The organism is Pedobacter sp. Leaf216 (assembly GCF_001421515.1).
Taxonomy (GTDB): Bacteria; Bacteroidota; Bacteroidia; order Sphingobacteriales; family Sphingobacteriaceae; genus Pedobacter.
Genome location: NZ_LMKM01000012.1, coordinates 354,612 through 372,018 on the forward strand (window position 1 = coordinate 354,612; position 17,407 = coordinate 372,018).

At 37.5% G+C, this 17,407-nt stretch carries 14 protein-coding genes; 11 read left to right on the forward strand and 3 right to left on the reverse strand.

Annotated features, from left to right (window positions below; genetic code table 11):
* Positions 1 to 3: 3 nt before the first annotated feature.
* Entirely contained in the window at positions 4 to 816 is an 813-nt protein-coding gene (locus ASE74_RS11330) for an esterase family protein (protein ID WP_055908735.1), read from the reverse strand.
* A gap of 181 nt (positions 817 to 997) precedes the next feature.
* Here ASE74_RS11330 and ASE74_RS11335 point away from each other — a divergent pair, with 181 nt between their 5' ends.
* The 10 genes from ASE74_RS11335 (at position 998) to ASE74_RS11375 (ending at position 13,061) form a co-directional block, all read left to right on the forward strand.
* The gene (locus ASE74_RS11335; protein WP_055908738.1) at positions 998 to 1,705 is read left to right on the forward strand and encodes an esterase family protein; all 708 of its coding nucleotides are present in this window, start codon (positions 998 to 1,000) and stop codon (positions 1,703 to 1,705) included.
* A gap of 101 nt (positions 1,706 to 1,806) precedes the next feature.
* Complete coding sequence (locus ASE74_RS11340) at positions 1,807 to 2,862, forward strand: RimK family alpha-L-glutamate ligase (RefSeq protein ID WP_055908741.1); 1,056 nt, start codon at positions 1,807 to 1,809, stop codon at positions 2,860 to 2,862.
* Positions 2,863 to 2,891: 29 nt separating this feature from the next.
* The gene (locus ASE74_RS11345) at positions 2,892 to 3,992 is read left to right on the forward strand and encodes a carboxylate-amine ligase (protein WP_055908745.1); all 1,101 of its coding nucleotides are present in this window, start codon (positions 2,892 to 2,894) and stop codon (positions 3,990 to 3,992) included.
* A gap of 7 nt (positions 3,993 to 3,999) precedes the next feature.
* Positions 4,000 to 4,827: a type 1 glutamine amidotransferase gene (locus ASE74_RS11350; RefSeq protein ID WP_055908747.1), complete on the forward strand. Its 828-nt coding sequence runs from the start codon at positions 4,000 to 4,002 to the stop codon at positions 4,825 to 4,827.
* Between the two features lie 141 nt (positions 4,828 to 4,968).
* Entirely contained in the window at positions 4,969 to 6,156 is a 1,188-nt protein-coding gene (locus ASE74_RS11355; RefSeq protein WP_055908750.1) for a hypothetical protein, read from the forward strand.
* A 789-nt stretch (positions 6,157 to 6,945) separates the two neighbouring features.
* Complete coding sequence (locus ASE74_RS24395) at positions 6,946 to 7,104, forward strand: FeoB-associated Cys-rich membrane protein (RefSeq protein WP_082458743.1); 159 nt, start codon at positions 6,946 to 6,948, stop codon at positions 7,102 to 7,104.
* Positions 7,105 to 7,115: 11 nt separating this feature from the next.
* Positions 7,116 to 7,703, forward strand: a complete 588-nt coding sequence (locus tag ASE74_RS11360) for a Crp/Fnr family transcriptional regulator (RefSeq protein WP_055908753.1) — start codon at positions 7,116 to 7,118, stop codon at positions 7,701 to 7,703.
* Between the two features lie 201 nt (positions 7,704 to 7,904).
* Positions 7,905 to 8,435, forward strand: a complete 531-nt coding sequence (locus ASE74_RS11365) for a YceI family protein (RefSeq protein ID WP_055908755.1) — start codon at positions 7,905 to 7,907, stop codon at positions 8,433 to 8,435.
* A 67-nt stretch (positions 8,436 to 8,502) separates the two neighbouring features.
* Entirely contained in the window at positions 8,503 to 9,372 is an 870-nt protein-coding gene (locus tag ASE74_RS11370; protein ID WP_055908757.1) for a pirin family protein, read from the forward strand.
* A gap of 284 nt (positions 9,373 to 9,656) precedes the next feature.
* Positions 9,657 to 13,061: a glycosyltransferase gene (locus ASE74_RS11375; protein WP_055908760.1), complete on the forward strand. Its 3,405-nt coding sequence runs from the start codon at positions 9,657 to 9,659 to the stop codon at positions 13,059 to 13,061.
* 251 nt (positions 13,062 to 13,312) lie between these two features.
* On the opposite strand, the gene ispF is transcribed toward ASE74_RS11375, so the two are convergent.
* Complete coding sequence (ispF, locus tag ASE74_RS11380; protein WP_055908763.1) at positions 13,313 to 13,792, reverse strand: 2-C-methyl-D-erythritol 2,4-cyclodiphosphate synthase; 480 nt, start codon at positions 13,790 to 13,792, stop codon at positions 13,313 to 13,315.
* 21 nt (positions 13,793 to 13,813) lie between these two features.
* Positions 13,814 to 15,001: a type IX secretion system outer membrane channel protein PorV gene (gene porV, locus ASE74_RS11385; protein WP_055908766.1), complete on the reverse strand. Its 1,188-nt coding sequence runs from the start codon at positions 14,999 to 15,001 to the stop codon at positions 13,814 to 13,816.
* A gap of 663 nt (positions 15,002 to 15,664) precedes the next feature.
* Here porV and ASE74_RS11390 point away from each other — a divergent pair.
* Positions 15,665 to 17,350, forward strand: a complete 1,686-nt coding sequence (locus ASE74_RS11390) for an SUMF1/EgtB/PvdO family nonheme iron enzyme (RefSeq protein WP_055908769.1) — start codon at positions 15,665 to 15,667, stop codon at positions 17,348 to 17,350.
* Positions 17,351 to 17,407: the final 57 nt, after the last annotated feature.

Below are 17,407 nucleotides of genomic sequence, written 5' to 3' on the forward strand. Positions count from 1 at the left end.
TTATTAAACCTCAAAGGCCCAATCTAAAAAAGCAGGCATTACGCTTTCCCAGGTAGGAACATCGTGTTTACCTCCCACTTTTTCATAATAAAAAACATTTTCAGGTCTTTTATAACCTTTATTTAAAAGTATTTTAACAATATCTATAGTATCATCGATCGAATCGATAATCATATTTTTATTTCTGTCTGCCTTTTCATCCTCAGTACCTGTCATTAACCAGAATTTCATATCGGGTTTGGTAGATGAACTTTCTAGCTTGGCATGCATAATCCGATCGGCATCGGTATAACCTTCCGCAAGGTCTTTTTTCCTCCACCAAAATGCACCCGAAAAAACACCAACGGCATCAAAAGCAACAGGATTGTTCAACGCTATATCAAAAGCCGATAAACCACCTAAAGAAAATCCCGCAAAACCCGTTTTACCGGTAATTGGCATGGCAATTTTCTTTTTAACAAAAGGTAAAAGTTCTTTAATTACGAAATCGCTATATAAACCGGCTTTGGCACCACGGCCTTTAAAATCAGGCATACCTGCCACACCATACTCCATTACACGATCTTCTGATGCATTAATGGCTACAACAATTAATCTGTGGTTTCTTTTACCATGGTGGGCATCTTCTAAAATTCGCCTAAAATCCATTTTGGCCACATCCTGTCCATCATTCAATAAAAGGAGCTCTATTTTCTCATTCCCTAAAATACCTTCAGGTGTGTAAATATCTATTTCTACCTCGTGCTTTAAATAAGCAGATGGAATTTTAAAATTGCTTTTATTAACCTTTACCGATAAAATTGTTGTGTACATCATATTCAAAATCCCCTATCACATGGCTATCGCCTCAGAATTCGGGGCAAAGGTACATATCTTGCTAAACTATTAATTATCATAGGTTAATTTTTACAATACAGTTTTATTTGCTTCAATTTTAGCACTCAAACTGTTCGTTTTACAAATTTTAATTTATACCTTAAATCATTCAATTGTTATTATGGTTAAAGAAGAACATAAGAAATGGTACAGCCCGAATTTAAGTGGCGAAATCGACATGCTCATCTTTGGTCACGGTGGTATCCCTATCCTACTGTTCCCGACAAGCATGGGTCGATATTTTGAAAATAAGGATTTCAAACTGATAGATTCTGTTGAGGGATTTATCAATGAAGGAAAGATTAAAATCTATTGCCCTGATGGCGTTGATAAGCTGAGCTGGTATAATAAAAGTATTCATCCCGCAGATCGGGTAAAAAATCACATCTGGTACGACAAGTATTTACTGGAGGAAGTTGCACCATTGGCGCGGCAAGAAACCGGGCATAGCAAAATTATTACCGCTGGCTGTAGTTTTGGAGGCTATCATGCAGCAAACTTTGCTTTTCGGCACCCATGGCTGGTGAGCCACATGTTTAGCATGAGTGGTGCCTTCGATATATCCGGTCAGTTAGATGGTTTTTACAACGATGACGTTTATTTTAACAATCCGGTTGATTACCTTTTAAACAACAGCAATCCGGAGTTGCACTACATGAAAATTGTTTTGGGCACAACTGATCGCGACATGTGTAAACCTGATAACGAACGTTTATCAGAAATCCTTCATAAAAAAGGTATAGACCACTGGCTGGATATCCGCCAAAATGCCGATCACGACTGGCCAATCTGGAGAGAGATGTTTCCAAATTATATCGCACAGCTATAGGATGAGTACTGAGCCGTGAATTTGAAGTTTTGAGTTGATGACTATAATAATCAAACAATTAACCGATTAACCAGTTAAAGAATTAAACTTAATACTTACCAATGAAGAAAATAGGGATTTTATTCGGACAGGAGCGTTCTTTTCCTGAAGCCGTAATCGAAAGGATTAACCAAAAAGCAGAAAAAGGCATTACCGCCGAAGCTGTTAAAATCGACAAAATATTTCAGAACGCACCATTGGGTTATTCGGTAATTATCGACCGCATTTCACAAGATGTGCCTTTTTACCGTGCATCGTTAAAAAATGCGGCAATTACTGGTACCGCAGTGATCAATAATCCATTTTGGTGGAGTGCAGATGAGAAATTTTTTAATAATGCACTTGCAGAGCAAATTGGCGTACCCGTACCCAAAACAGCTTTAATTCCATCTAGAGAACATCCTACAGGAACAACTGGTGAAAGTTTTTCTAATTTAACCATGCCCTTAGATTGGGATGCCATTTTTGAATACACCGGTTTTCCGGCTTATATGAAACCTTATGATGGCGGTGGCTGGAGAGATGTTTATAAATTGCATGATAAGGAAGACTTTTTCGACAAACATAGCGGCACGCAACAACTCGTGATGCTTTTGCAGGAAGAAATTATTTTCGAAGAATATTTCAGGTGTTATTGCATTGGCGGTAAACACGTTCGTATTATGCAGTACGATCCGCGTAATCCACACCATTTGCGTTATGCCACCGAAGGCAAATCGCCGGATCCGAAACTGCTCAAAACCGTTGAGGAATATACATTGAAACTATGCAGATATTTAGGTTACGACTTTAATACCGTAGAATTTGCCGTTCGTGATGGTGTGCCAATCGCAATTGATTTTTGTAACCCCGCTCCCGATGCTGATATTAAAAGTGTTGGACAAGAAAATTTCGACTGGGTAGTAGAAACTACTGCTAATTATGCCATAGAAAGGGCTAAAGCCCAAAAAGACGGTCAGGATAATTTAACTTGGGGCGAATACATTAAATCTTCAGTTGGCGGCACGCCCTTAATAACCAAAACAGCACCGAAAGCAGCTAAAACCGCGGTTCCAAAAAAAGCCGCAGCAACCGAAAAAACACCAGCAAAACCTAAAAAAGCTGCAGCAAAAAAATAATTGGGATTCATATTTTAATCAAAATTAGGATGAACGAGTTTACGCTGGGCATAGAAGAAGAGTATATGGTGATTGATCCCGTTACCAGAGAGCTTACTTCTCACGACCAAAAAATTGTAGAGGCCGCACAAAAAATACATAAAGACCAGGTTAAAGCAGAAATGCACCAGGCCGTTGTGGAAGTGGGTACCGGAATCTGCAAAAATACAACCGAGGCACGTAAAGAAATTTCGCAGCTGCGTTATACCGTATCGCAGCTTGCCGGCGAGCAGGGTTTAAGAATTGGTGCATCTGGTACTCACCCATTTTCGCATTGGGAGAAGCAATTGATTACAGAACATCCGCGTTACAATGAAATTGTGAACGAGTTGCAGGAAGCTGCCCGTTCTAACCTAATTTTTGGTTTGCATGTACATGTAGGCTTTCAATCGCGCGAGTTGGCCATTCATATCGCCAACCAGGTGAGGTATTTTTTACCCCACGTTTTTGCCTTATCAACCAATTCTCCATTTTGGGAATCAAGAAACACAGGTTACAAATCGTTTAGAACTAAAATTTTTGATAAATTTCCACGTACAGGTATTCCAGATATTTTCAATAGCATAGAAGACTACGATAATTATGTAAAACTGCTCATCAAAACCAATTGCATGGATAATGCAAAAAAAATCTGGTGGGATATCCGCGTACATCCATTTTTTGATACTGTTGAATTCCGCATTTGCGATTGCCCAATGTTGATTGATGAAACAATGGCTTTTACAGCCTTATTTCAGGCACTTTGCGCCAAATTATATAAACTGCGCTTACAGAATATGGAATTTATCAGTTACTCCAGAGCATTGATAAACGAAAATAAATGGCGTGCTGCCCGCTATGGGATTGATGGAAACCTAATCGATTTTGGTAAGGAAATGGAAGTAAACTGCCGCAACCTTGTGCTGGAATTATTGGATTTTGTGGATGATGTAGTAGATGATTTAGGTTGCAGGGAAGACATTAATTATGTGCACAAAATTTTAGAGCATGGTACAGGGGCCGACAGACAGTTGGCGGTTTACCAACAAACTGGTAACTTTGAGGCAGTGGTAGATTACATTACTACTCAAACACTTATAGGCGCAAAGTAATTTTATAATGGATAAAAGTGGCTTAAAGGTAGCCGTTATCGACTTGAATAACGGTGCACCTAATCAGGGTATGCGAGGGATTCAGGAAATTTTATCCCGTTTCAAAAATGAAAATAATGTCAACCTAAGTTTCGATATTTTCGATTTAAGGCAGAAAGGCGAAATACCCAACATCGGGTATGATGCTTACATTTCTAGCGGTGGCCCTGGCAGTCCGATTGAAAGCAAAGGTGAAAAATGGGAAAATGATTTTTTTGATCTTTTAGATCAGATTGAAGCATATAATCAGCAGCATGAAGAAAGAAAAAAATACGCTTTCCTAATCTGTCATTCCTTTCAACTGGCCTGTAGAAAATATGGATTAGGCAATGTAACTGAAAGGCGTTCTAACGCTTTTGGAATTTTCCCGATTACTTTAACTGAGGATGGGGAAAAAGACGAAATTTTTAATGGCATAACTAATCCTTTCTTCTCTGTTGATAGTAGAGATTGGCAAGTGATTGAGCCAGATTTTGACGCTTTTGAGAAAAAGGGCGCAAAATTATTAGCCATTGAAAAAGAACGGAAACATGTTGATTTAGAACGCTGTATGATGTCGATCCGCATTACTGACGAAATTATCGGCACACAGTTTCATCCCGAAGCTGATCCGGTAGGCATGAAAATGTATTTACTTCAAGAGGAAAAGAAGAAAGCAATTGTTGATATGCATGGCGAACAAAAATACCTTGATATGTTAAACAGTTTAGACGATCCGGCAAGAATTGTGCTTACTCAAAGTGTTATTTTACCTAATTTCTTGCAAAAAGCAATTGGCAATTTGCAAGTGGTATAAGTCATTGCATTAAGTCGTCATTTCGACTGGCGCGTAGCGGAATGGAGAAATCTATAGAAATGCTAAAATATTAAGTTCAAAGATTTCTCCACTACGGTCGAAATGACGATATTTCTTAAGTATTGATTTAATACCCACCTTATGATACCTGCTCAACGCCAAAAATACAATCAGCAATTTACAGAAGAGAAATACCAAACTTTTTTAACAGAATTGCAACATGGTTATGCCGAAATTCCGTTCAGGGTTGCAGAAACGCCTGTATTTTTTCCCAAAGTGCTAAAAGAAAAGTTAATTGCAGCAGGAGAAGAAATCATAAATTTGATTAAACAGACCGATTTTAAAACGCTTACTCAACAGGCTATTCCATCAAATTGGAACGTGCCTAATGAAAATGAACAACCACACTTTCTGACGTTTGATTTTGGCATTTGCAAAAATGATGAGGGAGAACTTACACCTATGCTCATTGAAATGCAGGGTTTTCCATCACTATATGGCTTTCAGCACCATTTGGCCAAAACCTTTCGCGCTAATTTTGAGATCGACGGCTCCTTGAACCATTTATTAAATGGTTTTAATGAAGAGCGATATATTAATCTGCTAAGAGAAGTTATCATCGGCAATCATCAACCAAACGAAGTTGCCCTAATGGATTTAGATGCTCCAAATCAAAAAACAGCTATAGATTTCTTTGTTACCCAAAAATTGTTGGGCATTAAGATTTTAGGACTGGAAGACATCAGAAAGATAGGGAAGCAATTGTTTTATCAAGAAAACGGCCAACAGATTCAATTAAAAAGAATTTATAACCGCTTAATTTTTGATGAAGTTGCAAACAATACCGAAATATTTAATAATAGTTTTGATCCCCGCGAAGAACTGGATATAGAATGGGTAACACACCCTAATTGGTTCTACCGGATCAGCAAATATACCATGCCATTTTTAAAAAGCGAATTTGTACCCGAAACACGTTTTTTAAATGACTTAAATACAATCCCAAAAGATTTAGAAAACTATGTTTTAAAGCCATTGTTCTCCTTTGCCGGTATGGGGGTAATTATTGATGTAACTGAAACAGACATTATCAATATTAAAGATCCTGAAAACTGGATTTTGCAGAAAAAAGTAAATTACGAGCCAGCAGTACAGGCACCTGATGGTGGCGTAAAAGCTGAAATCAGGATGATGTATTTATGGCCCGATGGTGGTGAACCCCAGCTTTGCATTAACTTGGCTAGGTTGAGCAAAGGCAAAATGATTGGCGTGCGCTACAATGCCGATTTCGATTGGGTTGGTGGTACGATAGGTTTTATGGAGGAATGACTTTACTTTAATCGTAAAGACAGCGAAAGGAAGACCCAAATATTATTTATTTAACAACCGAGCGCACAGAGAAGAGGCACAGAGAACATAACAATTATTAACTCAATAATCATTCAGCCACGGAAACACGGATGTCACGGAAACTATGCTAAGTATCTCCGGTGTTCGCTTTTGCTGTGGTAAAATACACTAACCCCATTTCGATTATTAATATTTCTTTAAAAGTCTACCACAGACATTTTTGGTTCATAGCCGTCACCCTGAATTTATTTCAGGGTCTATTTAGCAATAAAGATGCTGAAATGAATTCAGCATGACGATGGCGGTAGTTTCACGGGTTTAAAATTAGTCAGTATTAATCAAAATGAGGGTACTAAAAAAAAAGGATAGTACACAGTGATACAATCCCTCCGTGTTTTCTGTGACTCCGTGGCAAAAACCGCACTAAAAACCCTCTCGGTGCCCTCCGTGTAAAACTCGGTTATCTCTGTGGTAAAATTTTAATGATTTCGTATAATCTAAGAAGTCGAAGATTAACCACCGAGTCACGAAGAAAATGGCACAAAGAAACACAGAGAAATAATTTTTCCGTGCTTTCTGTGCATCCGTAGCAAAAACCGCACTAAAAACCTCTCGGTGCCCTCCGTGTAAAACTCGGTTATCTCTGTGGTAAAACTTAATGTTTCTCTCCGAAATGCTTTGTGCACTTTGCAGTTAATTATACATAGCACTCCAATATATTTACATTCATCTGAACACCAAAATACTAAAAGCCTTTATATTTGTATTATGGATATTCAAACGATTTTAGTCTTTCTACTTTTTGCAGTAGCATTGGTATATGTTGGCCGTTTGGTTTTTAAATCTTTACAGGTAAAAAAAGATGGTTGTGGTGGAAATTGCAAATGTGGTGTAGATTTTTCCGATATTAAACCCGTAAAAAAATAACCTCACAATTTATGATTCATCAGTTCCAAAAATATTTACAGGAAAAAATTGAGATTACTGATGAACAGTTCGAAAGCATATCATCTGTTTTAAAGGTTAAAAAATTCGAAAAAAACGAAATACTTCAGTATACCGGCGATAATTTTAAACACGGATATTTTGTAGGTAAAGGTTTGCTGCGTGCTTATTCGATTGATGCGAAAGGAAAAGAACATATTTTGCAGTTTGCCCCAGAAAACTGGCTGGTATCCGACCGCAACAACATGAACAATGAGCCATCAATATTTTTTATCGATGCCATTGAAACCACAGAAGCTGTATTAATGCCCAATAATTTTATGGAAGAGGCAGCAAGGCAGGTACCTTGTTTACAACCCATGCAAATCAGGCTGTTAAATAATTCTATCCGCTTTATGCAAAAAAGAATTAATATGCTTTTGAGTGCGACTGCTGAAGAACGTTACCTCGATTTTATAAAACTATACCCCAATCTTACCCTTCGTGTACCACAATGGATGATTGCATCATACCTCGGCATTACTCCCGAATCGCTTAGCCGGGTTAGAAAAGAACTGGCAAATAAACATTTCAGGCCATAGCCAATTTTAAATGAGTGAATGGCATATTAAAAGTTGATCTGAAAATATTATCTTTCTATCCAGCCTTCAATCCTGCTTTCAATCTATCATTCAATCCTGCTTTCAATCTATCATTCCTTTCTTACCATACATCAATCTCTATTCAAAACCTGCGCTGTACTTTTGTGTTGTAAATATTAAACATCTCAAAAACAAAAAGATATGGCAACTACAAAATGGACATTAGATCCAACCCACAGCGAATTACAATTTAAAGTAAAACACTTAATGATTACCACAGTAACTGGTAATTTAAAATCTTTCTCTGCAGAGTTATCATCTGAAGGTGATGAATTCGAAAATGCAGAAATTTCTTTCAAAGGTGACATCGGTTCAATTGATACCGGAAATACTGATCGCGATAACCACTTAAAAAGCGGCGATTTCTTTGATGCTGAAAACTTTGCACACATCGAATTCAAATCCAATTCAGTAAAAAAAGATGGTGATGATTATATCGTTAGCGGTGATTTAACCATCAAAGGCGAAACCAAACCAGTAAAATTAACGGCAGAGTTTGGTGGTATAGCTACCGATCCTTGGGGAAATACCAAAGCAGGATTTACTTTAAGCGGAAAAATTAACCGTTCTGAATTTGGTTTAACCTGGAATGCTGCGTTAGAAACAGGTGGTGTAATGGTGAGTGAAGAAGTTCGCATTTTAGGCGAATTACAGTTTGTAAAACAAGTATAGCGCGTAGAGCTAAGCGTATAGCGACACTATACGCTTAGCCCCATGCCTTATTTAACTATAAAAGGTAATGGAAACAAAACAAATAGAAAAAGTATTAAAAGCCCCTGCCCCACATATGGTTGGCGATGGTTTTAGGGTACACAATTTTTTTCCAAGCGGATATGAACTCAATATGAGTCCGTTTTTTTTAATGGATTATGGCTCAAAAATCGAGTTTTCTGCAAGGAAAGAACCAAGAGGCGTTGGTGTACACCCGCACAGAGGCTTCGAAACCGTAACTATTGCTTATCATGGCGCAGTTGCACATCACGATAGCTCAGGAAACAGTGGCGTAATTTATTCAGGCGATGTACAATGGATGACTGCCGCAAGTGGTATACTACATAAAGAATATCATGAAGAACAATACAGCCTGAATGGTGGCCCGTTTCAAATGGTTCAGCTTTGGATTAATCTTCCTGCAAAGGATAAAATGGGTAAACCAAGATACCAGGCAATTAAGCAGGCAGATATGGCGCACTTCGATTTACCTGAAAATGGAGGTAAAATCGAAATTATTGCAGGCAATTATCAAGGTATAAAAGGCAATGCCAAAACGTTTACTCCGATTGAATTGTATAATGCAAGGTTAAATAAAGGAGGAAAAGCTTCTTTTAACTTTCCTGCAGATTTTAATACCGGATTTATGGTAATTGAGGGCTCAGTGATTATTAATGAGCAAGAAACAGCATCTGTTAACGATTTTATCCATTTCTCAAATAAAGGTGAAGAAATACAGCTCGAAGCTTTAGAAAACAGTGTAGTATTGATTTTAAGTGGACAACCTATTGACGAATCGGTTGTGCAATATGGCCCTTTTTTAATGAATACCGAAGCGGAGATTCACCAGGCCATTGAAGACTATAACCAAGGAAGATTTGGTTATTTAGAAGAGTAAACTGATAATTTTACGGCTGGAATAGTTTTCAGCATCTTAATATATAATCCCGATTTTTAAAAAGGGAAAAAAGCCGGCATTTTTTTTCAAAATCTGTCGGCTTTTTTATGTTTATAATTGCTGCATTCTTTTTGTTCAGCACTTTATAAACTGTTAAATAAACAGATAAAAACAGTATCTTAGGTAAGAACTAACGATCTATAATCTCAACCATATTCCTTTAAAATCATTCATCCAATCTTCATATTCGTTAGTGACATTTGATTATAAATCAGAACAGAAAAATGTCCGGAAAACAAATATTTCAAACTGAAACTAAAAGACGCTGGCACACTTTTACATGGGTAAGCCGCACATTCTTTTTAGTTTTTATAGGCGCAATAATCTGCGTGGTGTACACCCTTTCATCTGTACAGGAACCAAATTTGCCTTTCATTAATACTAATTCGCCGTTAACGCAAAAACAGCTTGATAAATTAAAGAAATCACAGCAGTACAAAGATTTTACCATCGAAAAATCGAAACTTCAAAAAATAAAGAAAGATCGTGAGCACCGCATTTTAACCCATCGGGGCAACAGCAAACGCATAAACATGGCTTTTTATGTAAGTTGGGCTTCAACCGTTGGCAAATCGCTTCCTGATCTTAAAAGAAATATCGGTCATCTGGATATGGTAGCTACAGAATCATTCTTTTTGAATGGCGATTCTATTGTGGATAAGGCTGATACCGCGGCTTTAAAAGTAATCCATACAGCAAAAAAATCAGCCATTGCCGTGGTATCAAATTACAATAAAGACCATTGGGATGGTGCTGCAGTAAGGAGATTATTAAGCGATCAGCCTGCGCAACAAAAGTTGATTTACGACCTCATCGCCATCACTAAAAAATATGGATACAATGGCATAAATATAGATTTTGAAGAACTTAACCTTCAAAATAGTGATAGCTTTAATGCTTTTATGAAAAATCTTTACAGCCAGTTTCATGCAGAAAAACTGATTGTTTCTCAGGATATTTCGCCGGAAAACGATGATTATAAACCCGAAATACTTCAAAAATATAACGATTACATTATTTTGATGGCTTATGACCAGCATACTGAACAGAGTAATGCCGGCGATATCTCTCATCAGGAATGGGTAGAAGAAAAACTGGATGACATTTGCAGTAAAGTAGATGCCGACAAGGTTATTTTGGCCCTGGCCTGTTATGGTTACGATTGGCCAAATAATAGCGTTGGCAAATCGGTAACCTACGAAGAAGCAATGACCACAGCTGTTAATTTCAAAAGTAAAATAAACTATAATCCTGCCTCAGCGAATTTAAATTACAGCTACAATGATGGTAGTGGCATTAAACATGAAGTTTATTTTACTGATGCAGCAACTTATTTTAACCTGATCCGTAAGGCTGATGATTGGGATATTGCTGGTGTGGCACTATGGCGCCTGGGTTCGGAAGATAAACGTTTATGGTCTTTTATTTCTAACGACCTAAGTCTTGATACCTTAAGGAAAAAGCCGTTCAATTTGCGAAAAATTGCCTCACTAAACATGGGTGGTATATCTTACATCGGTGATGGTGAAATATTAGACCTGATTTCTACACCAACACCAGGAAGTGTAAAATTCACTTTAAATAAAGACAACTTCTCTATCGCTGATCAAAAATATACCAGGCTCCCTGAGCAATATGTAATTAAAAGATTTGGAGAGGCTGACAAAAAAATTGCGCTCACATTTGATGATGGTCCAGATCCGGTATATACCCCACAGGTACTCAGTATTTTAAAACAGGAAAAAGTACCTGGCTGTTTTTTCGTCGTAGGGATTATGGCCGAAAAAAACATGGAATTGCTTAGGCAAGAATACAATGATGGCTACGAAATTGGAAATCACACCTTTTTCCACCCCGATATGTCTGCAATTGGTCCGAGGCGAGTAAAGTTCGAGCTAAATGCCACCCGCAGGTTAATTGAAGCGGTTACCGGCCATAGTACCATTTTATTTCGCGCACCTTTTAATGCTGATGCTGAGCCACAAAACATTTCAGAAATTTTACCCGTTGCCCAAAGCCGTAAAGAGAATTACATCAACATTGGAGAATATATTGATCCTGAAGACTGGGAACCTGGGAAAACTGCTGATCAGATTTTTAATGAAGTGGTAAAACAACAAGATAACGGCAATATTCTTTTATTGCATGATGCTGGCGGAAATCGTGAAGCTACCGTTGCTGCTTTGCCCAGGATAATTAAATTTTTTAAAGCAAAAGGTTACACTTTTACAACAGTTGGCGATTTAATGGGTAAAAAGAGGTCAGAATTGATGCCTGCAGTTAAATCTACAGCAAATAGTGGTTTTTCTGGCTCCGGAGATTATTTTTTTATTAATTTCTTCTATTATGGAAACATGATTTTAAACATCATATTTTCTGTCGCTATTGTTTTGGCTATTTTAAGGACAATCTTTATTGCATATTTAGCTATCAGACAACGAAAAAGAGCTAAAAGCAATGTTGGCAAATTAATCACAAATCCAATAGAAAAAGTAAGCATCATCATCCCCGCTTATAATGAAGAAGTTACCGCTGTGCAAACCATCAACAGCTTGCTAAAAACCACTTACCCCGATTTCGAGCTGATATTTGTTGATGATGGCTCAAAAGATAAAACCTTTGATATCATTAACGAACATTTTGGAAATCACCCGCAGGTAAAGGTTTTCAGAAAGGCAAATGGCGGCAAAGCATCGGCACTAAACTATGGTATATCAAAAGCAACTTCCGATTTTGTAGTTTGCATTGATGCCGATACCCAGCTAAAAGATGATGCAGTTACCGAGTTGATGTGCTATTTCTACAGTGATAAAATAGCTGCCGTAGCAGGAACGGTTAAAGTAGGCAATGCCAATAATATCATTACCAAATGGCAATCAATAGAATACATTACAGCTCAAAATATGGATAGGCGTGCTTTTGATCTGCTAAACACCATTACCGTTGTACCCGGTGCGATTGGTGCATTCAGAAAAAATGTAATTCTTGAAGTGGGTGGTTTTACCATTGATACCCTTGCAGAAGATTGCGATTTAACCATGCGCATTTTAAGGGCAGGTTACAAAGTTAAAAATTGTGATAGTGCAATTGCGTACACCGAAGCACCAGAAACCGTAAATATGCTGTTGAAACAGCGTTTCCGTTGGAGTTTTGGGGTAATGCAAAGTTTTTGGAAAAACAGGAAAACTTTACTTAATAAGAAATATGGCTACTTTGGAATGGTAGGAATGCCTAATATCTTAATTTATCAGATCATTTTACCGTTATTTTCACCGCTAGCCGATCTTTTCATGCTTATTTCGCTCATTAGCGGCTTGTTTTCATTAAGTGCGATCAATAATTTAACCTTAACAGGCTTTTCAGGTATATTAAGTTTACATAATGGTTTTGGCCAGGTACTTTTTTATTACATCATTTTTATTGTTGTGGATATGATTTTTGCCGCTATAGCTTTCCGGATGGAAAAAGAAAAATACACGAATTTACTCTACATCTTTCCGCAACGTTTTTTCTGGAGGCAATTGATGTATGTTGTGCTGTTTCGCTCTTTCAGAAAAGCCATAAAAGGTGAATTGGAAACTTGGGGAACAATAAAAAGAACAGGTAACGTTAAAGGGCAGCTAGTTTAATGGCTGCTAATGGATATCTGTTGCATAAAACAGATAATGATTGTCAACGTTGGTGTTAAGTTATAAAAATTGGGGTGCAAATAATATTTACACCCCATAACTTCATTCCCAAATCAATTGGATAGCTTGGTAACTTAAAGGGAAATAAGATTTTCTCTTTCGTGCGAGTTGTATACCATTAGTTAGCTTTATCCTGATTTTTGCGTCTACTTACCCATTTCAGACTTCAGCGGAAGAAAATTTCAACACCGTTATGATTTTTCAATCAGACAAACGGCATAGGCAACCACACCTTCTTCCCTACCAATAAAGCCCATTTGCTCGTTTGTAGTGGCCTTAATTGAAATATCTTCTGTAGATATGCCTATTGCATCGGCAATATGCTGTTGCATTGCAGGGATATGCGGATTAATTTTGGGAGCTTCAAGGCAAAGCATTGCATCGATATTTCCTATTTGCCACCCTTTTTCGGTCAATAACTTAACGGTTTCTTTCAATAAAATCAGGCTACTGATTCCTTTCCATCTATCATCGGTATTTTTAAAATGAAAGCCTATATCGCGAAGGTTCGCCGCACCTAATAGTGCATCGCAGATGGCGTGAAGTAATACATCAGCATCCGAATGCCCAAAAGCGCCCTTATGATGATCCAAAGTAACACCACCAACAACAAAAGGATGCTGATCTTTTAATTGATGTACATCGAATCCGAAACCTACTTTAATTTTCATGTATATTTTGCTTTAGTCTTATTATCTTTTGCCTTTATTTTCGCCAAAGTTAAACAATAGACCAAAACGAAGGGTATTTGCAAGCGGACTGCTTTGCGCATTTGCAATTAAATAAGAAAAATCGATATTAAAAATATTATACTTTAAGCCAAGGCCCAAGGTAAAATAACGGCTATCGCCCTTTTTAGGGCTTTGATAATTGTAACCTGCCCGAACAGCAAATTGCTGGTTATACCAGTATTCTAAACCAGTAGAAATTCCTACTTCTTTCAATTCTTCGCTAAAACCACCTGGTGCATCGCTAAAAGAACCAAAAATACCTGCAGGCACCGAACGGTTTGGATCTTTTCCGCTTACGATATTATTGTTCGAGTCATAAATCGGTTGTGTAGGTACCAAAAGCTTGTTAAAATCCAATGCAAAAGTGATCGTACTAAAATCATCTACGTTTACAGTAGATGCACCTCCAATCTTGAAATTGGTAGGTAGAAAGAAATTTTCGCCACCATCAGAATAACTCATTTTTGTCCCGATGTTCGAAATATTGGCACCAGCCGAAAGAATAGCCGGTTTACCAAATAATGTGGATGTTGTTTTGTACAATCCTGATACATCAACGGCAACAGCATTTCCTGAATGTACCTGACCCGAAGATGAAAATTGCCCGGAGGCCAAATTGGAATAAATATACCGTAGAGAAGTTCCGAGCGAAAACTCTTCACCAAAATTACGCGCAAAAGAAACATCAAAAGCCAGTTCATTTGGATTGGAAATCCCAAGATCCTGCTGGTTGATATCGGTAAGCTGAATTGATCCTAAAGAAAAATAACGCAATGATGCACCAATGGTATTGCGGTCGTCTAATTTATAAAACCCACTAAGATAAGCGAGGTTAATATCAGGAACCAAACTTTTTAACCACGGACTATAGGAAACAGAAAAACCGTAAGGTTTATCCAAAAAAGCAAGTTTAGCGGCATTTATACTGGCCGAATTTACATCACCTGCAACAGCTACGCCGGCATCACCCATTGCGCCAGCACGGGCATCGGGAGTAATAAGCAGAAATGGAACTGCCGTTACAATATTGTTTGCCTCGCTACCATTTGTTTGGGTATTGCCTATGGTTACCTGAGCATTTGTTTTACCAAATACCAAGGCCATTGAGAGTGCAGAAAAAGCAAGTTTACTGATGTACTTGAAATTCATCCTTTAAAGGTACGTAATTTTAGATTTTGGTATTTAGCAATAACTGGAGAATATATCCTTTAACGTAAAACCAAAACTTATATTTCACCAAATTACGAATTCTATGATTATTTACTAATTAAACCTACGATTTTTACATACCAGTGTGACTGTAGATAATGTAAGTACAAAGCCAGTAGCAGTTTAGCTAAATTATTGAATTCATATTTCTCAAATTTTATCTTTTAACCACTTGGGATATTGCCCTGATCTATAAAAACCAATAAATCAAATATGGTTAATTTATTGATAATCTCCATCAAATAATTATAACAGAACATTTAATTTTCAATTATTAAACCCATCAACAGCTCCATAGCCGAAATATATTAATAGATCCCTTTATTTTATTGAGGTTGATTTGTAGAATTTTTACACCACAACTTAAATTACTTTCTTTAAACAGACTACACAATTTTAAGATTAATTTATTTTATCTAGCTTATTTATAAATATTTAGCTAAATTTATACTTCAAAACTAAACAGACACAATACCACGTAAAATAATACGCTATGCCTTAAAAATATATTCAATATTTTATTCTCACATTATTTATATATTCATTTAAAATTGTTTAATTTTATCGGTTGAATCCCCGTAGGAACGACATCGAACGTATTATATGAAAAAACTATTACTATATTCTTTTACCTGTTTGTCATTAGCAGCTTTACTTTCGGGTTGTAGCTCAAAAAGTGCCAGCTCAAGCAAAACAGGTATTCCTTATGCCGATAGGAAAAGCAAAAACAACCAATCTGGTGCGTTTGCTGTAGCAACACAATACAAAAGGGCACCAGGACCGGGTTTAATTCCGATTGAAGGCGGAGTTTTGGTAGTAGGTGGCAGTGCCATTGAAGTACCTGGTGTAGAGCCAAATATTTATAATTATAAAAGGCAGGTAACGGTGCCGTCTTTTTATATGGATGAAACCGAAGTTTCGAATACCGACTGGTTAGAATACCTGCACTGGATCCGTTACAACTTTCCAGAAGATCGCGAATTTTACTACAATGAGCTGCCGGATACTTTAGTTTGGCGCCAGGCTTTATCTTATAACGAACCTTATGTAGACAATTACTTAAGACATCCGGCTTATCGCGATTATCCTGTTGTAGGTGTTTCGTGGGAACAGGCTTCACGGTATTGCGAATGGAGAACGTCCAGAGCAAATGAATTTATTTTACGTGAGAAAGGTATCTTAACAGATTACAGAACTTTAGCTGGCAACGGAAGAGGAAACAACAATGCAACCGCGGCGGCTACGCCAAAACCATCTAAACCTTTTAATACTGATGCTTATTTAAATAACCAGTATGATGATAAGGGTAAAAATGCACCGATTGATTACAATACTCAATCTGGAGCGGCTACTTCAACTGCTGGTGGTACAGCGGCTACAGGCGGAGGTAGAAACAATCAGCCAAGAAGAACTGCAACACTTGAAGATGGTGTAATTATGCAGCCTTACCGCCTACCAACAGAAGCCGAATGGGAATATGCTGCTTTGGGTTTAATTGGCAATACAGAATACGAAAACATCAACCAAAACAAAATTTACCCTTGGAACGGTTTGGGCGTGAGTTCTGCAAAAAAGAAAACCAGAGGTATGATTCAGGCCAACTTTAAAAGGGCTCCTGGAGATTATATGGGTGTTGGTGGTTCATTGAATGATAAAGGAGATTTAACTGTTCCTGTTATTCAATATACGCCAAATGATTTCGGTTTGTATAACATGGCCGGTAACGTAAATGAGTGGGTAAATGATGTTTACAGAACTGCTACTTTTACTGATGCTGATGCATTTAACCCATACCGTGGTAACTATTTCACCAATAAAAAATTAGAAGATTCGCAAAGCGGCAAAATTGCCCTTGATAAATATGGCAATCCGATTAAGGAAAATGCATATGCAGGCAGAAAACAAACCTGGGCAGAAAAACAAGCTCAGGCAAAACGTTCTGATTCAATTTCAAAATCGACAGATCCTCAAGCTACATCAGCTACTGCTTCAACAAGTTATCAGGCCGATCAGAGGGGTTACCGTGATAGACAAAACACTTTATTGAATGAAGAAGGCGTTACACTTGTGAACGATAAATCCAGAGTATATAAAGGCGGTTCATGGAACGATATGGCTTACTGGTTAAACCCTGCAACACGACGTTTTATGCAACAGGATGAATCATCTGCAGAAGTTGGATTCCGTTGTGCCATGACAATGCTTGGTGCGCCTGAGATTAGTACCGCAGGAAAAAGAAGTTTTAAAAACCCTCCACAAAAACCTTACAGGGTTAGCAGAGGTAAATAATAAAAAAGTCCCGATGAAAATCGGGACTTTTTTTATGTCTTATAGTTTGTAGTCTAC